Below are 19,410 nucleotides of genomic sequence, written 5' to 3'. Positions count from 1 at the left end.
TCTTATCGATTTAAATGGTAAGATACTAACAACCGTATAAAGAACAAAGGTTCTTTTCGTATTTTAAAAATCAATAGCCAGATCGGCCCATTTTGTTCCTAGACCTGCCAAGGCCCTGTCTTTTGCTTCGGATGTCGTTAAAATAATAAATAAATTACTCTTGCCAAATTTCCCAGGCCCGGTCGGCCTGTAATTCGAGCATTCGACGCCCATTGCAGATACGGGCGCCCCGTATTTCCCCTTCCTTTAGAAAGGCGGTTTTGTCCGGGTTGTAGATGAGGTCGAAAAGAAGGTGTTTTTTCGATAAGGCGCCATAGGGCAGATCGGGCCTTTGCTCCACATTCGGGTGTGTGCCCAAGGGGGTGCAATTGACCAATACGGTAAATTCGTCCAGTATCCTTTCGTCGAGGTCGGAATAGCCTAGTTGCCCCGGGGAAGGATTTCTGGAAACGAAATTTACGTCCATATCCAAGTTTTTTAAGACATGGGCAACGGCTTTTGACGCTCCTCCCGTACCTAATATCAAGGCTTTTTTATGGTGGGGCCTAAGGTGGGGGGCCAGTGCATTTTTAAAACCGTAGGCATCGGTATTGAAGCCCTTAAGGCCGCTTTTGGTAAACTGGATCGTATTGACCGCCCCGATTTGCCTGGCTTCGTCGTCGAGTTCGTTCAAATAGGGTATAACGGCTTCCTTATAAGGTATGGTCACGTTCAGCCCTTTTAAATGAGGGGTGTCTTTAACCACCGATTCAAATTGGGTTATCGTTTGAAGGTCGAAATTTTCATAGGAATGGTCCGTCAGTCCGAGGGATTTGAATTTTTCCTTAAAGTACCCCCTCGAGAAGGAATACGAGATGTCTTTGCCAACGAGGCCGAACCTGTGTGTTTTACTTGTCATTTTTGTCGTTCCTGTTTTTTCCATACCAGTCAAGGGCCAATAGAATGGCAATACCTATGCCGATAAAAAATAGCGCCCACCACGTTTCGGGGTTTCCGAAATCGGGAAAATAGCGTTCGTAGTTGACGATGATTTCTTCGCCATTGGAATCCAAGATCTTATTTCCTAGTTCGTCGGTCTTTACGATGGTTTTTTTCCAGGGCCATACCACGCCCAGTGAACCCGTAATGAACCCGATGATGATGGCCGTGGTAATATGTTTGTAGTGCTTTAACACGTAGCTCAATAAATGCGATAGGCTTACGAGTCCGGTAGCGCTTCCCAAGGTAAACACGGCAAGTATTTTTAAGGTGGCTATACGCGCTTGGTTGTCGACAAAGCCAAAATCGCCACGGATAATTTCAGCAAAGGTGTCGTAAAGGGCGTTTACCGAATCGACCAGCAATAATACATAATTGCCCAAGAGGATGAGGATAAAGGAACCCGATAACCCGGGGAGGGTCATGCCCGAAACACTGATTATTCCACAGAGAAAGACAAAAAACAGGTTGTCGTTTTCCTTTGCGGGATTCAGAAAACTGATGGAGACCCCTACCAGTAAACCTATGATACCGGCAATTATGGTTTTTCGGTTCCAATGCTCGAAATCTTTCGATATGTAATAAATGGACCCGAGGATCATTCCAAAAAAGGCTGCCCATACGAAGAGCTCCTTTTTTTCCAGAAAATAGTCCAACAGCTTTGAAACACTGAAGTAACTGACCAGCATACCCGACAGGAGCAGTGACAGAAACGGGCCGTTGATGTAGCGGTAAAAGCTTTTAAAGCGCCCATTGATAAGAAGTTTAAAGGCTTTGCCGTTTACTTTTTGGAGGGAGTAGATGAATTCTTCGTAGAAACCGGCAACAAAGGCCACTATGCCTCCCGAAACCCCGGGCACCTTGTTGGCGGCCCCCATACAGAGTCCCTTGATGAATAGAAAGAACTTATCAAGAATAGTGCGCGGTTCGTACATGGGGCAACTATTTTTTTGCAGCTGTTCGTTCTAGGATAAAAATAACCAAAAAACCGATTATAGCGGCAATAAGGGCTACGGCCAATTGATTGTTTCCTTCATAGGCAAAGGGCGATACATTCTCGTCGATGGTGATGATCTTCTCACCGATGTTCCTGGTTTCCAGAACCCGTTTCCAAGGCCATATCTTGTTGAGCGATCCGATGATAAAGCCCGTCAACAGGGCCAAGGTTAGGTTTTTATAGTTGTTGAACATCCACTTTAGCAACCGGGCAAAGCTCAACAGGCCGAAAACGGCACCGAAGCCTACCACCGCAATTACTTTAAGGTCAACGTTGTGAAGCGCGTCGATAATGGTCTTGTAAGATCCCAGAAGCACCAAAATGAAGGCCCCTGAAATACCGGGCAGAATCATGGCACATACCGCTACCGCCCCCGATAGAAAAAGAAAAGGCAGGCTGTCTACGCTGCCGGAAGGGGGGAGGGTGGTGATGTAGTAGGCTATCAGTGCGCCCGCGACCAAGGCGAGCAGGGTGGCGGCGCTCCATTTTCTTACTTCCTTTCCCACCAAGAGTATACTGGCGATCACCAAGCCGAAGAAGAAAGACCATATCAAGATGGGTTTGTTCTCAAGCAACCAGCTTACCAGTTTCGCCAGCGATAGTACACTGATGCCTATACCTGCGAACAGGGCCAGCAAAAAGTTTCCGTTGAGCCGGGTCCAGGCTTCCTTGACACCTTGTTGCCTTAAGGTCTTTAAAAGGGAGATGTCGATATTGTTTATAGAAGATATGAGCTCTTCGTAAATTCCTGAAATAAAGGCGATCGTTCCACCGGATACGCCGGGGACGACATCGGCGGCACCCATCGCCATTCCTTTGAGGGTAACCAAAACATACTGGCCAAGGTTTCTGTTTTCCATGAGGCAAATTTTCAATGGAAGCAAAAATAGCTTTTTATAGTGGTAGTACCGAATAAAAGAACAAAGCTTGGGCGCCTATCCTTTTAAGTAAAGGGTGCCATGGGTGTACTAAGGCGGGAATTTCGGCTATTAGCTGGTCTTGCCCTTCGATTTTTCGTGCTTGGCGACAATGTTCCTTACCCAATCGGTTGCCGCGTACTGGGGAAATTCTTCGTTGAAAACGGGCAGCTTTTGAATGTCGAGCTTTAGGGCATCGATAAGGCTTATCCTGGCGTTGATGCTATCGTTCATCTCGAGGTAAAAACCGGCGGCCTTATATTTGATGACGGCATTGTCGGGGTAAAATTCCTGGCCTTGTGCCAATATCTGGAGGGCGCCGCGAACATCCTTGTTCTTGAACACGACATCGGCCCAATCAAGCCATGTGCCCAACTCGTAATTGCCCAGGTCAACAGCCTGTTTGTACGAAAAGTCGGCCTGGTCATAACGCTGCAGGGCGGCATTGATCGTGGCACATTTTTTCCAGTACTGTGGATTCTCCCCATCTATATTCAAGGCCTTGTTGACATAGAACAGGGCCTTCTTGTAGTTGTTCCTTTTGTAATAGAAGTCGGTAATGGCCAACCAACCCTTGTCAAGCAAGGGGTCTTCGTGTACGGTGTGGTAGTAATAGTATTTGGCCATTTCGTAGTTGCCCAGCCGTTCGTGGCACTTGCCTATTCTGAGATAGGCATGCGAGGTGGGGTCTTCCATCTTGATGGTCGTCTCGTAATTTTCTATGGCCTCGTTGTACCTGCCGAGTTTTTCGAGTACTTTGCCCTTTTCGAAATAAGCCCCGATAAAGGTATCGTCGGATATGATGGCAAAGTCAAATGCACCCAGGGCTTCGTTGAGCATGTTCTTGGCAATGTACTGTTTGCCCAGTTGGTGCCAGGCCACTTCGCAATACGGATTGCGTTCGAGGTAATCGTTCAGGTATACAATGGCCCCGTCGTAATCTTCGAGGAACTCGAAACAATAGATTACGTTGTAAAGCGACGAATAATCCTGTTCGTCGAAGGAGACGCAGCGCATAAAACTTTCCTTGGCGAGTTTGAAATCGTCCATAAACAGGTATTCCATGCCCAGCAAGGAATAAATGTCGAAACTGTTCTCGGATAGGTCCAAGGCCTTGTTCAACAGGGCTACCGCTGCCTCGTGGTTGTCTTTTTTCGAATAGATATTGGCCCGTTGTATGAATATTTCCTCATTGCTGCTGTCCAGTAATTGCAATTCGTCCAAATACTGTTCGGCCAGATCGAGGTGGTTTTCAAAAACGAGGACCTCCACGTCGAGCAGTTTGAGTTCTATAGATCCGGGGTGCTGTTGCAGACCGATTTTAATCGCCTTTTTGGCCAAGTTGATTTTGCCGTTGTTGAGGTAATGATGGATAATGTCCTCAAAATCCTCGGCATCGAAGAAGTAGATGTCGTCAGTCTTGAGCATCGATTCAAACTTGGCGATGGGTCGGTCTGGCCTTTCGTTAGATTCTAACGCCATAAGAACGTTTTGGTTAAACTATGGAATTAAAAGTAACCTTTTGCAGGCTACATTTTTCTCCGTTAGAGGCTATATTATTAACAAATTAGTTAACAAGTTATTGCCTGTACTCCGTTAAAACTTCAAGGATCGTGCCACATCCTTTTTCAATTTCCTCATCGGAAATGGTCAAAGGCGGCGAAATGCGAATGGCACGGGGCTCGAACAGCAACCAGAACAATATCAGGCCCCTTTTGGCACATGCCAATATTACATGGTCTGCAATTTCCGCGCTCTCCATGATTAGGGCAAGCATGAGCCCTTTTCCCCTTATTTCCTTGATAAGCGGATGTTTGAGCCGTTTTCTGATCCGTTTTTCCTTTTTTAGCGACGCGGCCATGAGATTGGACGTGGTAATGTGTTTAAGGGTGGCCAAACTGGCCGCGGCGATTACCGAATTTCCGCCAAAAGTTGTTATATGTCCCTGTTTGGGGCCGTACTGCAATAGGGACATGAGCTTGTGGGAGGCGACAAAGGCCCCGGCGGGAAGCCCCGAGGCCATCCCTTTACCGATGACCAGGATGTCGGGACTGATACCGTAATGTTCAAAGGCGAAGAGTCTACCGGTCCGTCCGAAACCGGGTTGGATTTCGTCAAGGATCAATAAGGTTCCGGTTTCGTCGCACCGCTTCCTGACTTCTTTCAGGTAATCGTCCGTAGGCAGGATAAATCCTGCTCCGCCTTGTATGGTCTCCAGCAATACGGCCGCTGTCTTCCCGGTAATTTGGTCGAGGTCTTCCTTACGGTTGAACCCAATAAAGGCAACATCGGGCAATAAGGGCCTAAAGGCACTTTTCCGCTCTTCGGTACCCAGCATGCTCAGGCTGCCCATGGTATTCCCGTGGTAGGCATTTTTGGCGGCGATCAATTGGCTGCGCCCGGTTGCCCTTCGGGCAAGCTTTAGGGCTCCTTCGATCGCTTCGGTGCCCGAGTTGACCAGGTATGTGGTCTCTAGGTTATCGGGCAAGAGCGAAGCCAAGAGCTTGGTGTATTCCACGGCCGGGGCTTGGGCATACTCACCATATACCATGACATGCATATAGGTCTCGGCCTGTTTCTGTACCGCCTCGACGACCTTGGGGTGGCAATGGCCCAGACTACAGGCGGAAACGCCCGCCACAAAGTCCAAATGGGGCCTTCCCTGGGTGTCGTAGATATAGCTTCCTTCGGCGCGGGAAACTTCCATGGCCAAGGGGTGGGCAGAGGTCTGCGCCTGATATTTCAAGAAATCTTCTTTCATGACCGCTTATACTTATTGAAACTGATTGGGGTCGGAAGTAACCTTTATCTGTTTCGGCCTTTCCTTAACCTCGGGTCGAACGGCCTTGTCGTTGCCGGTGGGAATACCGTTCACGGGATCTCCGGAGTTTCGGCGGCGCTCGGCTTCCTCGGCATCGATATCTATGGGATGGTCGATTCCGCGTATGACGGCCAATTCGATATTGTTGTCGTCTTCATCGAAAATATCTTCCTTCGTCTTGATCCGCTCATCGCCGCGCCAGACAAAACCTTTTAACTTTCTACTTTCCGGGGGGAGTTCCTTTTCGGGAAAAATATCCCCGTCGGGATCGGTGATAAAGGTGAGGTCTTCCACATCGTTGTTGGCCATGGTGATGTGGATCTTGCTGCAAATGGTCTTGTCGATCCCTATAAGCTCGTCATCGTCGTTGTACATGTAATAAATGATCTCGGTATTCTTTACCAAGTCGATTATCTTTAGTTCGTTATCGATAAACTTGCCGAAAAGGTCCTTGCCCTTCGCCTGGTTGTACCCGGTTTTTCCGATGCTGTCCCACGAAACGATAAAGGCGTTGTTGATAACTTTGAGGGAGTCGAGCTTTTCGGTCTTCAGGTTGGAGATCAGATGGATGCTGTCGCCCGTCATTTGGTTTTCACCGTTCCAGATAACCGGGTCTTTGATAAGCTGGGTGATTCCCGTTTTTTCCGAAAAATGGATGGAATCGCATTTTCCGCTGAGGTCGGTTTTGTAGAATTTGGCATTGTGAAAGGCCCTTGAGATCCGATTTTGGGGCTTGCCGGTCACCATGAGGGTGTCGCCGTGCATGTATAGGGAATCTTGTTCGACCAAGCTGATGGAGACCGCACGTTTTGTGGCGAATACCGAATCCTTGGCCTTGAAGACCTCCGCGTAGTGTGCCCGTATTACGCCGTTGTTTACGGTGTCGGTAACTACGATGTTGTTCGTGGCCGAGGCGAATTCGGTGGCTTTGTCGAAGTAGACGCTGTCGCCTTCGATTATTCGGTTGTTGTAATCGATCCGGGTGTTCTTTATGCCATAGCCACTTTCTACCTTTGTATCGTAAAAACCTCTTTCGCAGTATATTTTATAGGTTTCGCCCGTAATGGTCGAAGGGCCGTACATATAGGCGTTTTTTGAGGTGGTATAGTAATCGAGTTGCTCCGAGTCCAAGGTGTATTGCGGGTTGTCAATATGAACGCTGTCCAAGAACTGGTATTTGTTCAGCTCCATAAAGTAGCGGCCTATTTTGCTGGTAAGGGTATTGGTCGAATCCACAATGGTCCCCGAGCTGTTGTAATACGATTCCTGTTTTTCGCGATCAAAGTACAGGGTGTCGGTACGCAGGGTTACCGGTCCGCTTGCCTGTTGTGCCTCGAGGAGGACGTCTTCATAGGCCTTGGCCAATTTGGTCTCCCCGTCGTAATTGATCTTGCCGCTGGTCAGTTTGATCGAGTCGCCCTGCTGGAGGCGCACGTTGCCCAAGGCCCTTAGCCGGTTTTCCTTTTGGTAGTAGATGGCGATATCGCACCAAAGGTCGGCCCCTTGGTGTTCGAACTGTACTTGGCGGCTGTCCTTACTGAAGATCGAGGCCCCCGGAAACTGTTCCTCGTTCTTGGTGAAATTGGCACCGTAAACGATATTGATCTGTTTGTTCTGAACGCTGTCGTTCTTGACAGGTGCTTGCCCTTGGGCAACGGATACCGTCACACCGCTTAGGAAGATCAGAATACGCAGAAGTGGGTTCAATTCCTTCAAATTTTGACCAAAAATAGGTTTTTTCCCGTGGAAACGAATAAGGTTTAGCATAGATTTAGGACGTGCCCGAAGCCCTGTGGTCCCGGGCCGTTCCCGGTACGGGTCCCTTCGTTTTTCCAGCTTCCCGGTTATCGCCTACCTGTGTACGGTCTGGGTCCGGTCCGGTCCCACCGAAACAATTTTGATCGGTATTCCGAGTTCCTTTTCCAAAAAGTCGATATAGCCTTGCAAGGCGGCAGGAAACTCCGAAGCTTTGTCCAACTGGGTCAAATCTTCCTTCCATCCCTTTACCTCGCTATAGATGGGGCTTACGTTTTCGGCCTCTAGGCTGTAAGGAAGGTGGTCTATTTTTTTTCCTTTGTAGTTATATGCGGTACATATTTTGATCGTGTCAAAACCACTGAGTACGTCGGCCTTCATCATCATCAGTTCGGTTACCCCGTTTACCTGGACGGCATATTTGAGGGCGACCAGGTCTAGCCAGCCACATCGGCGGGGCCTGCCGGTGGTAGCGCCAAATTCATTGCCCACACGTCCCATGGTTTCTCCGTCTTCGTCGAAGAGTTCCGTGGGAAAGGGGCCGGACCCTACCCGGGTGGTGTACGCCTTGAATATGCCCAGTACCTTGCCGATCTGGTTGGGGGCAACGCCCAAACCGGTACATGCGCCGGCGGCGGTGGTGTTGCTCGATGTTACAAAGGGATAGGTACCGAAATCTATGTCGAGAAGCGAGCCTTGGGCTCCTTCGGCCAATATTTTCTTACCTGATTTTTGCGCTTGGTACAGGTATTCCTCGCTATCGATAAAGGTCAGTTTTTTCAATTCCTCGACCGAAGCGAAGAACTCGGCTTCCAATTCGGCAAGATCGTACTGTATATCGACATTGTAATAGTTGATCATGCCTTCGTGCTTATCGGCCAGGGCGCGGTATTTTTCCTTCCAGTCCGATAGTTCCAAATCGCCTATCCGCATGCCGTTTCGGCCCGTTTTGTCCATATACGTAGGTCCGATTCCCTTTAAGGTAGACCCGATCTTTGCCTTGCCTTTTGCCGTCTCTGACGCGGCATCGAGCAAACGGTGCGTTGGCAGTATCAAATGCGCTTTTCTCGAAATGAGCAATTTTGATTTTATATCGAGGTCGAACTGTTTTAAGGCATCGAGTTCCTTTTTAAAGATCACCGGGTCGATAACCACCCCGTTGCCCACTACGTTTACAGCGTTCTTATGGAAAATACCCGAAGGGATCGTGTGGAGAACATGTTTTATACCATCGAACTCCAAGGTGTGCCCTGCATTGGGGCCGCCCTGAAAGCGCGCGATAATATCATAGTTTTTGGTTAGTACGTCTACAATTTTACCTTTTCCTTCGTCTCCCCATTGTAGTCCTAACAATAAATCTACTGCCATTTAAAAAATTCGCTTAGCTGTTTGTGTTTTCTTTTTTGTTTCGTGTACCATAAAAATAAAGAGAGTGGGTGTTGATCTTTATGTCGAACACCTCTTCTATGGTCTTTTTGATGGATTGGATGCGCGGGTCGCAAAACTCGACGACCTCGCCCGTATCGGTCAAGATGACGTGGTCGTGTTGACGGTCGAAATACGATTTTTCGTACTGGGCCTGGCTTTTTCCGAACTGGTGTTTTCGGACCAATTTGCATTCCAGGAGAAGCTCTATGGTGTTGTAGAGGGTAGCCCTGCTCACCCGGTAATTCTTGTTTTTCATGTTGATGTAGAGCGATTCGATATCAAAATGCTCTTCACTGTCGTAGATTTCCTGGAGAATGGCATAGCGCTCGGGTGTTTTTCTATGCCCGTTTTCCTCCAAAAACGTCGTGAAGACATTTTTTACTATTTCCTGGTTCTTATTTTCAGCCATAACAAGATTACGTACTTCGATTTGCAAATGTACAGTTATATTTTAATACCCCGTCTACAATCGGCTTACTTTATCAATGCCGTTGATCTCCTTCAGGTTTTCGATAAGCTTCTTGAGAATGCCATTGTTCTTGACCACTACCGTGATCCGGCCCGTAAAGGTGCCGCCATCGGTACTGAAGTTAAGGTTGCGCATGTTCACGTGCATATCGTCCGAAATGACCTGGGTTATCTCGTTTACCAAGCCGAGGTTGTCGATGCCCGTAAGTTGGATCTCCGATTGGAATTCTTCCTGGGTCGAATCGATCCACTTGGCCCTAATGATCCGATAGGCGTAATTCGATTGCAATTGAATGGCGTTCGGGCAGTTTTTTTTGTGCACTTTGATCCCTTCGTTAACGGTGACGAAGCCGAACACGTCGTCGCCGGGGATGGGATTGCAGCATTTTGCGAGGGTGTATTCCAACTTTTCCTCTTCCTTGCCGAACACGAGCACATCGTATTTGGTGGTGATCTCTTGCTTGTCGATGTCGTCGGGAACCGGATTGCGCCGTATTTTGTTTTTGAAGAAACTGATAAACGCATTGCTATAGGACGAGACAAAGTCCTTGATCATTTGGTTGTCTATAGCGCCGATGCCCACCCGATAAAATAGGTCGAGACTGGTCTTTAGTTTGAAGAAGACCACCATTTTATTGACGATGTCCTCGTTCAATGTGATTTTTTGCGACTTGAGTTTTCGGCGGAGGATTATCTTGCCTTCATCGGCCATCGATTTTTTCTCTTCACGGAGCGACGATTTGATCTTGGCCCTCGCCCTGGCCGTGGTGGCGTAATCCAACCAGTTTTGGTTGGGCTTGGCCTGATCGGAGGTGATGATCTCTACTTGGTCGCCACTGTGCAGGGTGGTGTTCAAGGGAACGAGCTTGCCGTTGACCTTGGCCCCGCGTGTGCGCATGCCCACCTGGGTATGGATGTGAAAGGCAAAGTCCAAGGGCGTCGCCCCCTTGGGCAGCGACTTGAGCTCTCCCTTGGGGGTAAAGACGAAGATTTCCTTTGAGTAGAGGTTGAGCTTGAATTCCTCCACAAAATCCACGGCGTTCGAATTTGCGTTTTCAAGGGCCTCCTGTAGCCGGTTCAACCACACCTCGATTCCCTGTTCCTTTTGGTCCCCGTGTTTGTACTTAAAATGGGCGGCATAGCCCTTTTCCGCTATTTCGTGCATGCGCTCGCTTCGGATCTGCACTTCGACCCAGCGGCCCTTGGGCCCCATTACGGTGATGTGAAGGGCCTCGTAGCCTGTCGATTTGGGCGACGAGATCCAATCGCGCAACCGTACCGGGTTGGGCGTAAAATGGTCCGTGACTATCGAATAGATCTTCCAGGCCAAAAACTTCTCGTTCTGTCGGTCCGATTTGTAAATGATCCGAATGGCGAACTTGTCGTAAATTTCATCGAAAGACACGTTTTGGGCCTTCATTTTCCTACGGATGGAAAAAATGGATTTCATTCGGCCCTTGATCTCGTAATGGAGGCCTTCTTCCCTGAGCGAATTGTCTATGATCTCTGAAAAAGCGTCGATATAGGCCTGCTGGTCTTCCTTTGATTCCTCTATTTTTCCTTTGATGTCTTCATAGACATCGGGTTCGGTATATTTTAGGCTCAGGTCCTCGAGGTCGGTCTTAATGTTGTAAAGTCCGATGCGGTGCGCCAAGGGGGCATATATATAAAGGGTTTCCGAAGCTATTTTTACCTGTTTGTGCTCCGGCATGGAATCCATCGTAAGCATGTTGTGGTAGCGATCTGCGATCTTGATCAAGATCACCCGGACATCGTCGTTCAGGGTAAGCAGCATTTTCCGGAAGTTTTCCGCTTGTTGCGAGGTGCTCATGTCCTTTTTGAGGTGCGCTATCTTGGTCAGTCCGTCAACGATACGGGCTACCGTCTCCCCGAACATACGCTCCATATCGTCGAGGGTGTACTCGGTATCCTCGACAACATCGTGCAATAGGGCCGAGGCAATGGAAATGGCGTCCAGGCCGATTTCGGAAGCTACGATCTTGGCCACCGCAATGGGGTGGAACACATAGGCCTCGCCCGACTTTCTCCGTTGGTTCTTATGCGCATCTACGGCTACCTCGAAAGCCGAACGTATCAAAGTCTTGTCGTCATCCGACAGGTTTTGATAGCTCAGCCGAAGCAACTCCTTGTATTGCTTGGCAATCTCCTTGTTTTCCTGTTCTATAGCGGCCTGGGTCATATTATAATAAAAATAGGACAATCTGATTTGGTATACAACAAAAATTGTGCCCGTTCAACTTTGGCAGGGTAAATTTAATTTGAACTTTTAAGAAGGGGCCCCATGGGTTCTATCATTGTTTTTTCAAATTGGCCATGCGCTTCGCCAGCGGCGGATGGGAGTAGTGCATAAACACGTAGGCCGGGTGGGGGGTAAGGTTGCTGAGGCTGTTCTTCGATAGTTTTTTTAGGGCCGTGATCAAGGGGAGGGCGGCATAGGTATCTTTGGCGTAATCATCGGCCTGGTATTCGAATTTCCGGGAAAGGTGGTTCATGGCCAATCCCGTAATTTCGGAAATGGGACTGTACAATATGCCAAAACCTATTAGGGCGGCATGAAAGCTCGGGGTGGTAACGCCTATGGCATATGAGACCTCGGGATTGTTGATGAACAGGGAAAGAATAAAAAGCGTAACCCCGGTAAGCAAGATCGAGGCGATCAAATTGTAAATAATGTGGTTCTTTTTGTAATGTCCGACTTCATGGGCCAAGACGGCCACTATCTCCTCTTCCTCAAGGTCCTTGATCAAAGTGTCGTAAAGGGTGACCCTTTTCTCCTTTCCAAAACCTGAAAAGTAGGCATTCGCCTTGGTCGAACGTTTTGAACCGTCGATCACAAAGACGTGCTGCAGTTCGAAACCTACATTTTTGGCATAGGTTTCGATCTTGGCCTTTAGGCTTCCCTGCTCCAGGGGCGTCTGCTTGTTGAACATCGGTACGATCAGTTTGCTGTAGAAGAGGTTCATGAAAAGGGTAAAGACGGCCACGAGGATCCAGGCGTATATCCAAAAACTGTCGCCGGCCCATCCGTAAAACCACAAGACCAGGGTCAGGATCAGGCCTCCCACAACGAGCATCATGGCCCATCCCTTGAGCTTGTCCATAAAGAACAGTTTTTTTGTCGTTTTGTTGAACCCGAAATTTTCCTCGATAACAAAAGTGGCATAGTACGAGAAGGGCAGGGTGATCAAATCGTTTCCGATAAAGATGATGCCGAAGAAAATCAAAGTCATGGCGATGGTGTTGTCGGTCAGGGAGCGGGCGATTTGGTTTACCCATTCGAAGCCGCCGAAGAACAGGAAGGCAAGGGTCAACACCAGGGAAAAGGTAGAGGTGGCTAGGCCGAAGCGATAGGTGGTTTTTTTGTAGGCTTGCGATTTTTGGTATTCGTCCTTGTCGAAAACATCGTCCAGTCCCTCGGGGATCGGGTCGTTGTAGTGTTTGGCGTTCAGATGGTCAAGAACCGTTTCCATGATAAACTGTACCACCAGTATGGCAACGATAATATAGAAAAGGGTGTTCAAAATAGGGATGGTTTACAGGGTGATTCGGTCAAATGTCTTAAGGTCTGGTTTCGCTTTTGGTCAAAGGCTTGTTTGTTGGTGCCGGGGCCTTAGGGTTAAAAACCCCGTTGCCTCTTGGCCTCAAAGATAATAATTGCCGCCGACACCGAAACGTTCATCGAATCGATCTCGCCCTGCATGGGAATAATGACGTTTTGGTGCGATTGCCGCAGCCACTCGTCCGATAGCCCCGTAGATTCCGTGCCTACGACCAAGGCCGACGGTCCGGAAAAATCTGCATCGGTGTACTTGATCGAGGCCGACAGGGCGGCGCAGAAAATGGAAACCTTCTTGCTCTTTAAAAAGGCAATGATCTCATCGGTGCTCCCTGTGGCGATGTTGGTGGTAAATACACAGCCTACGCTCGAACGGATAATGTTCGGGTTGTACAGGTCGGTCTTGGGGTTGGCAATGATCACCCCGTCCAGGTTGGCGGCATCCGCGGTGCGCAAGAGGGCCCCGATATTTCCAGGTTTTTCGGGGGCCTCGGCCACCAAGATCAAGGGGTTTTTTGAATCGAGCTCAAAGGTGTCTAGGGTATTGGTTTTGGAGCGGGCTACGGCGATCAAGCCCTCCGTCGTCTCCCGATAGGCCAGCTTTCGGTATACCTCCCTGGAAACGGAAACTAGCTCAAGGGCCTCGCATTGTTCCAGTAATTTTGAGGTTTCCCGTTCCGTAATGAGTTCGGGTTGAAACAGTACGGTTTCCAATTTAAAACCTCCTTTTAGGGCCAATTGCAATTCGCGAAGGCCTTCCAAAACGAAAAGACCTGTTTTTTTTCGCTCCCTCGATTTTTCCATCAAAAGCCCTATTCTTTTGACAAGGGCATTCTGGGCACTGCTTATTTGTTTGACATAATGCATGGGGCAAATGTAAATAAAACATAACTGCTTCGACTTATTGGCCTAACCTTAATGAATTATCATGAAAAGAGCCTTGACATTAACGCTGTTTGTTTTGTTGTTCGGATGCAAGCAAACGGTCGAAAAAGCCGATTCTGTTGAAAACACGGACGCGAAAACCGAAAAGGAGGAAGTTGAAAGCCAATACCCCGAAGACTTTGCAAAGGTACTCGACGCCCACGGTACCTTAAACCAATGGCGATCAAAACGTACCTTGTCCTTTGAACTGGTAAAGCCGAATGCCTCGGAGGTACATACGGTAGATCTGAATAGCCGAAGAGACCGTATCGATATGGGCGATGTATCCATGGGCTTTGACGGAACCGATATATGGCTAAAGGACGATCAAGGGGCCTATACGGGCAACCCGGCGGTCTATCACAACCTTATGTTCTATTTCTTTGCCATGCCCTTCGTTTTTGCAGACCCGGGCATAAACTACGGCGAGACGCCACCCTTAACCTACGGGGGCAAGGAATATCCCGGCATCCATATAAGCTACGATAACGGGGTAGGCGCCTCTTCCAAAGACGACTATTACCTGCATTACGATCCCGAGACCTTTCAAATGGCCTGGTTGGGCTATACCTTTACCTATGGCAGCGACGAAAAATCGGAAAATGTAAAATGGATCAGGTATGACGATTGGGACGGGATAGGCGGAGTCCTTTTGCCAAGATCCATTACATGGTACGATTACGAGGGCCGAACCATCAAGGAAGCTAAAAAACAAACCTCGTTTGTTACTATTTCCTTGGATGTTTCCCCAAAACCCGATACCTTTTACCAAAAACCGGAAAATGCCAAAGTCGTCTTAAAGCCCTGACCGATCTCAATATTTTAAGTAAATTGTACCTTTTAATGGAAAGTTGAACATGGAGGTATTATTATTTGGTATTGCCAAGGATATTGTGGGAAAGCCCTCTTTTCGTTTTGAAGGGGAAGATGCCCCGCCATCGTCGGTATCGGAGTTGAAGAAAAGGATGAAAGCGGCCTTTCCCGAGCTCGAAAGGTTGTCCTCCTTGGCGGTAGCGGTGAACAGTGAATATGCGGAGGACGGGCAAAGCTTGAAACAGGGCGACGAAATAGCCCTTATACCTCCGGTTAGTGGTGGCTGATGAAACAAAAAACAACCATAGAAATAGTAGACCAGATCGATGTGTCGCAAGTGTACGGCGAACTCTCGCATCCCCATAGCGGGGGTGTTTGTGTGTTTGTCGGTTCGGTACGCGAGTTTACACAAAACGAACAGGTAATGGCCCTCGAGTTCGAGACCTATAAGGCCATGGCCCTTAAGGAAATGGCGAAAATTGCCGATGCGGCGAGCCAAAAATGGACCTTGAACCGGGTGGTGCTACGGCATGCCATCGGAAAAAAGGAGGTCGGGGAACCCGTGGTCGTGGTCGGAGCATCTTCTGCCCACAGGGACGCCTGCTTCGAGGCCTGCAGGTTTTTGATCGACACGTTAAAGGAGCGTGTCCCCATTTGGAAAAAGGAGATTTTCAAGAACAAATCGGTTTGGGTATCGGCTACTCCCTGAATCGAAAGGTTTCTAAACAATTGAGCAGTAAACAATGCTGGTAGACAACCACAACAGAAAGATCAACTACGTGCGATTGGCCGTTACCGATCGGTGCAACCTTCGGTGCAATTATTGCATGCCGGCGGAAGGAATCGATTTTGCCAAGAACGACAAGCTTTTTACAATCGACGAATTGGGGCGGTTGAGCGAGATGCTGGTGTCGCAAGGGGTCGATAAAATACGCATTACAGGGGGCGAACCTTTTGTTCGCAAAGACCTGATGGTACTTTTTAGGAGGCTGTCGGGCCTGAAGGGGCTCAAGGATATCTCCGTAACCACCAATGCCACCTTGATAGGCCCGTACATCGATGAACTAAAGGAACTCGGGGTCAAGAACATCAATGTCAGTATGGATGCCATCAACAGGGAAACCTTCGAGCGTATTACGCGCCGCGACCAATACGATACGGTATACAACAATATGGTGCGCTTGATTACCGAAGGGTTTAACGTACGCATCAATTTTATAGCCCTCGATAAACAGAATACCGAAGACATCCTGCCCATGCTCGAACTGACCAAGCACTACAACGTCTCGGTCCGTTTTTTGGAAGAAATGCCCTTTAACGGCGGGAGTAAAAAATTTCAGTCCATTGTTTGGGACTATAAGCGCATTCTGGCCCATATCAAGGAAGCCCACCCCGATTACCGCGAACTTGAATCGCCGAAGACCTCTACCTCGATGAATTATAAAATTCCCGGATTCAAGGGAACCTTTGGGGTGATACCTTCGTTTAGCCGAACCTTTTGTGGTTCGTGCAACAGGCTTCGGATCTCGGCCACGGGAGATGTCATTACCTGTTTGTACGCCAAGCCGAGTATGAATATCCGCGATTTGCTGAGAAGCGACCATTCCGGGGAAGAGGTCAAGGAACAGATATGCAAGGCCATTGGCAACAGGGCCAAAACGGGCTTTGAGGCACAACAAAGGCATAAAGGGGTGTTCGATAGTTCAATGACATCGATCGGTGGGTAGGCCTTGTGCGTAATTCTGGCCGTTTCCCGCGAAACGTTAAAGAAAAACCAAGTGGGGGTATAATCCCGATTAAGACAAAACAGCAAACAGATTTCATAAGAGACTATGGGCAAGCTATCGCATCTAGACGACTCAGGGAATGCAAACATGGTAGATGTATCGGAAAAAAAGGTTACCGCCCGAACGGCCGTGGCCATGGGCCGGGTACATTTTCCGCCCGCCGTGTTCGAAACCTTGGCCGGGCAGGATTTTTTGGGCAAGAAGGGAAGCATTATACAAACGGCCGTAATAGCAGGCATCCAAGCGGTGAAGAAGACCTCGGAGCTGATTCCCCTATGCCACCAGATCAATTTGTCGAAAGTGCATATCGAGATTGTCCCCGGCGAAAGTAGCCTTGAAATTAGCTGCACGGTAAAATGCAACGAGCGTACCGGGGTGGAGATGGAGGCCTTGACCGGGGTGTCGGTAAGTGCATTGACGATCTACGATATGTGCAAGGCGCTTTCGCACGAAATACATATCGGGGATATACGATTAAAGGAAAAAACAGGAGGTAAAAATGATTATAGGTCCTAAATTGTACGGATTGGTGCTTGCAGGCGGCAAAAGCACGCGTATGGGAAAAGACAAGGGCTTGATCGCCTATCATGGTCGACCCCAGCGGGATCATCTCTATGATCTTCTCGACCAGGTTTGTGAGCAAACCTTTATGGGCGTTCGTGGCGACCAGGTCGGGGATCTGCCCGACGGTGTTGAACGTATTGTCGATAAAAACGAATTTAGGGGGCCGTTCAACGGCCTCTTGTCGGCCCATAAGGAACACCCCGATGCGGCATGGTTGGTGTTGGCCTGTGATCTGCCCTTGTTGGACCTACGGTCGCTGGAGGAGCTGGTCCGTGAACGGGATCCCGAGGCAATGGCCACGACATTCGCCCAGAGGGAAAATCCGCTTCCCGAGCCCCTATGTGCCATATGGGAGCCCAGGGCCCTGAAGGCCTCGATAGCTTATTTGGAGGCCGGAAACGGCACCTGCCCCAGGAAGTTTTTGATCAACAATGAGGTAAAACTGGTCTTTCCAAAGAACGCCAATGTGCTGCTGAACGCCAATTCGGAGGAAGATTATAAGGAAGCCATGGACAAATTGGCCGTGAAATAGGGTATGGAAAGGTATCAGCGTCAAATACAATTGTCCGATTTCGGACGTGAAGCACAGGAAAAATTGATGTCCGCCAAGGTATTGGTGGTCGGCGCCGGCGGTTTGGGCATACCGATACTTATGTACCTCAATGCCATGGGGGTCGGCACCTTGGGCATTGTCGACCAAGACCGTGTCTCGGTATCGAACCTGCACCGCCAGGTATTGTTTTCAGAAGGGGATGTCGAAAAACCGAAAGTTGGTGTCCTGGCCCGGAAACTACGGGAACAAAACTCCGCCACGACCATAGTGGAGCACCCCGTGTTCCTTACCAAGGAAAATGCGATGGAGCTTATCGACCCCTATGACCTGGTAGTCGATGCATCCGATAATTTTTCTACAAGATACCTTGTCAACGATGCCTGTGTTATTCAGGGGAAGCCTTTTGTATATGGGGCCTTGCACGGATTCGAAGGGCAGGTCAGCGTCTTTAACTACAACAATGGGCCTACGTACCGCTGTCTTTTTCCGAATATGCCCAAAAGCGATGAGGTGCCCAATTGCAACGAGCATGGCGTTTTGGGTATCTTACCGGGAATTATCGGCAATTTACAGGCCTTGGAAGCGGTAAAGGCCCTCACCGGGGTAGGGGAGGTCTTGGCCGGTACCCTGTTGTTGTTCAATGGGCTTACGAATACCTTTCGGAAAATAAGGTTCAGGGCACAACGTCAAAATTTCGGGATCACCCGCCTTAAGGATAGTTATGAACTGGCCTGTGCTGCCGACATCAGCGGTATTGCTCCCCTCGATTTCCTAAAACTGGTGGAACGGCAGCGGTTGCAGCTCATAGATGTACGTACCGAAAAGGAATTTAAAAGAAATCATTTGCCCCTGGCAAAGAACATACCCTTGGCCGAGTTGGAGACGCGGTTGGGGGAAATTGATTTTGGCAGTGAGGTGTATTGCATTTGCCAATCCGGCATCCGCAGCAAAAAGGCGATCCGTAAAATGCAAATGTCCAATCCAAATGCACGCCTGATCGACATTACTGGAGGAATGAACCAAATACCCGCCCATGCTCTTAAGTGTTGAGAACCTCGTCTTGCTTTGTCTGGGTTTCTTTGTGGTCGCCACGCTTTATTCATCGGTCGGATTCGGCGGTGGTTCGAGCTACCTGGCTTTGTTGACCCTTTTCTTGACGGGCTTTTTTGCCATTCGGTCCATAGCCTTGATATGCAACCTGGTAGTCGTGTCGGGAAGTACCTATTTGTATTTTAAGAAGGGGCACGCCAAACTAAAAGACTTTGTCCCCTTTGTGCTGACCAGTATTCCCTTGGCCTTTATTGGGGCCTCGTTTCGATTGAAGGAACATGTTTTTTTTGTGTTGTTGGGGTCGTCTTTGGTGGTTTCGGCCATTTTTTTGGCCTGGCAGACCTTTTCGGATGGAAATGTAGGGGAGCGGCCAAAGGTATACCCGAAGTACATGAGTTATCTGCTGGGAGGGAGTATCGGCTTGCTATCGGGCCTTGTGGGCATTGGAGGGGGTATTTTTCTGGCGCCCGTACTCAACCATTTAAAATGGGACAAATCGATAAAGATTGCGGCCTTGGCCAGTTTTTTTATTTTGGTGAATTCGATTTCCGGATTGGCGGGCCTAGTTAAGGGAGATATGTTAAATTTGCCGTGGAAAGAGACCATGGCCTTGGTGGTTTCCGTGTTGATAGGGGGGCAATTGGGCATCAGGCTCAGTTTGAAAAGGCTTACGCCCAAGGGCATAAAAAGGGTAACCGCCTTGTTGGTGTTTGTGGTGGGGATACGCATCCTCGTCAAGTATGCTCCCGAATTGTTTTGATCTTTAAGTTGGGGGAGG

At 48.8% G+C, this 19,410-nt stretch carries 19 protein-coding genes; 8 read left to right on the top strand and 11 right to left on the bottom strand.

The window, feature by feature from the left end; all coding sequences use genetic code 11:
* Positions 1 to 154: 154 nt before the first annotated feature.
* The 11 genes from BUB37_RS13080 to BUB37_RS13030 form a co-directional block, all read right to left on the bottom strand.
* A complete protein-coding gene (locus tag BUB37_RS13080) occupies positions 155 to 898 on the bottom strand; it encodes a shikimate dehydrogenase family protein (protein ID WP_244526831.1) in 744 nt (247 codons plus the stop codon).
* Positions 888 to 1,913, bottom strand: a complete 1,026-nt coding sequence (locus BUB37_RS13075; protein WP_072994261.1) for a DUF368 domain-containing protein — start codon at positions 1,911 to 1,913, stop codon at positions 888 to 890. The genes BUB37_RS13080 and BUB37_RS13075 overlap by 11 nt, the downstream gene beginning before the upstream one ends.
* Positions 1,914 to 1,920: 7 nt before the next feature.
* A complete protein-coding gene (locus BUB37_RS13070; protein ID WP_072994260.1) occupies positions 1,921 to 2,835 on the bottom strand; it encodes a polyprenyl-phosphate transporter in 915 nt (304 codons plus the stop codon).
* Between the two features lie 129 nt (positions 2,836 to 2,964).
* A complete protein-coding gene (locus BUB37_RS13065) occupies positions 2,965 to 4,374 on the bottom strand; it encodes a tetratricopeptide repeat protein (protein ID WP_072994259.1) in 1,410 nt (469 codons plus the stop codon).
* A gap of 97 nt (positions 4,375 to 4,471) precedes the next feature.
* Positions 4,472 to 5,653 (bottom strand): aspartate aminotransferase family protein, encoded by a 1,182-nt coding sequence (locus BUB37_RS13060; RefSeq protein ID WP_072994258.1) that lies wholly within the window; start codon positions 5,651 to 5,653, stop codon positions 4,472 to 4,474.
* 12 nt (positions 5,654 to 5,665) lie between these two features.
* Entirely contained in the window at positions 5,666 to 7,429 is a 1,764-nt protein-coding gene (locus BUB37_RS13055) for an OstA-like protein (RefSeq protein WP_397459881.1), read from the bottom strand.
* Positions 7,430 to 7,564: 135 nt separating this feature from the next.
* Positions 7,565 to 8,836 (bottom strand): adenylosuccinate synthase, encoded by a 1,272-nt coding sequence (locus tag BUB37_RS13050; protein ID WP_072994257.1) that lies wholly within the window; start codon positions 8,834 to 8,836, stop codon positions 7,565 to 7,567.
* A 13-nt stretch (positions 8,837 to 8,849) separates the two neighbouring features.
* Entirely contained in the window at positions 8,850 to 9,305 is a 456-nt protein-coding gene (locus BUB37_RS13045; protein ID WP_072994256.1) for a Fur family transcriptional regulator, read from the bottom strand.
* Positions 9,306 to 9,359: 54 nt separating this feature from the next.
* Positions 9,360 to 11,564 (bottom strand): RelA/SpoT family protein, encoded by a 2,205-nt coding sequence (locus BUB37_RS13040; RefSeq protein ID WP_072994305.1) that lies wholly within the window; start codon positions 11,562 to 11,564, stop codon positions 9,360 to 9,362.
* Between the two features lie 112 nt (positions 11,565 to 11,676).
* Positions 11,677 to 12,855, bottom strand: coding sequence for a M48 family metallopeptidase (locus tag BUB37_RS13035; RefSeq protein ID WP_072994304.1), 1,179 nt, complete (start codon positions 12,853 to 12,855; stop codon positions 11,677 to 11,679).
* 146 nt (positions 12,856 to 13,001) lie between these two features.
* Positions 13,002 to 13,808 (bottom strand): TrmH family RNA methyltransferase, encoded by an 807-nt coding sequence (locus BUB37_RS13030; RefSeq protein WP_072994255.1) that lies wholly within the window; start codon positions 13,806 to 13,808, stop codon positions 13,002 to 13,004.
* Positions 13,809 to 13,869: 61 nt separating this feature from the next.
* On the opposite strand from BUB37_RS13030, the gene BUB37_RS13025 reads away from it, so the two are divergent.
* The 8 genes from BUB37_RS13025 to BUB37_RS12990 all read left to right on the top strand — a co-directional run bounded on the left by BUB37_RS13025 (position 13,870) and on the right by BUB37_RS12990 (position 19,392).
* Positions 13,870 to 14,673, top strand: coding sequence for a DUF6503 family protein (locus BUB37_RS13025; protein ID WP_072994254.1), 804 nt, complete (start codon positions 13,870 to 13,872; stop codon positions 14,671 to 14,673).
* Positions 14,674 to 14,722: 49 nt separating this feature from the next.
* Positions 14,723 to 14,965, top strand: coding sequence for a MoaD/ThiS family protein (locus BUB37_RS13020; protein ID WP_072994253.1), 243 nt, complete (start codon positions 14,723 to 14,725; stop codon positions 14,963 to 14,965).
* Complete coding sequence (locus BUB37_RS13015) at positions 14,965 to 15,387, top strand: molybdenum cofactor biosynthesis protein MoaE (RefSeq protein WP_072994252.1); 423 nt, start codon at positions 14,965 to 14,967, stop codon at positions 15,385 to 15,387. The genes BUB37_RS13020 and BUB37_RS13015 overlap by 1 nt, the downstream gene beginning before the upstream one ends.
* Before the next feature lie 34 nt (positions 15,388 to 15,421).
* A complete protein-coding gene (gene moaA / locus BUB37_RS13010; protein WP_072994251.1) occupies positions 15,422 to 16,405 on the top strand; it encodes a GTP 3',8-cyclase MoaA in 984 nt (327 codons plus the stop codon).
* 105 nt (positions 16,406 to 16,510) lie between these two features.
* Positions 16,511 to 16,981 carry a cyclic pyranopterin monophosphate synthase MoaC gene (moaC, locus tag BUB37_RS13005; RefSeq protein ID WP_072994250.1) on the top strand — a complete coding sequence of 157 codons (471 nt, stop codon included), beginning with the start codon at positions 16,511 to 16,513 and terminating at the stop codon, positions 16,979 to 16,981.
* Positions 16,965 to 17,561, top strand: a complete 597-nt coding sequence (locus tag BUB37_RS13000) for an NTP transferase domain-containing protein (protein WP_072994249.1) — start codon at positions 16,965 to 16,967, stop codon at positions 17,559 to 17,561. Before moaC ends, BUB37_RS13000 begins: the two co-directional genes overlap by 17 nt.
* A gap of 3 nt (positions 17,562 to 17,564) precedes the next feature.
* The gene (locus BUB37_RS12995) at positions 17,565 to 18,632 is read left to right on the top strand and encodes a HesA/MoeB/ThiF family protein (protein WP_072994248.1); all 1,068 of its coding nucleotides are present in this window, start codon (positions 17,565 to 17,567) and stop codon (positions 18,630 to 18,632) included.
* Complete coding sequence (locus BUB37_RS12990) at positions 18,616 to 19,392, top strand: sulfite exporter TauE/SafE family protein (protein WP_072994247.1); 777 nt, start codon at positions 18,616 to 18,618, stop codon at positions 19,390 to 19,392. The genes BUB37_RS12995 and BUB37_RS12990 overlap by 17 nt, the downstream gene beginning before the upstream one ends.
* Positions 19,393 to 19,410 lie beyond the last annotated feature (18 nt).

The sequence above is a fragment of the Pseudozobellia thermophila genome, assembly GCF_900141855.1.
GTDB classification, from domain to species: Bacteria; Bacteroidota; Bacteroidia; order Flavobacteriales; family Flavobacteriaceae; genus Pseudozobellia; species Pseudozobellia thermophila.
This window is presented reverse-complemented; position numbering and strand designations above follow the sequence as displayed.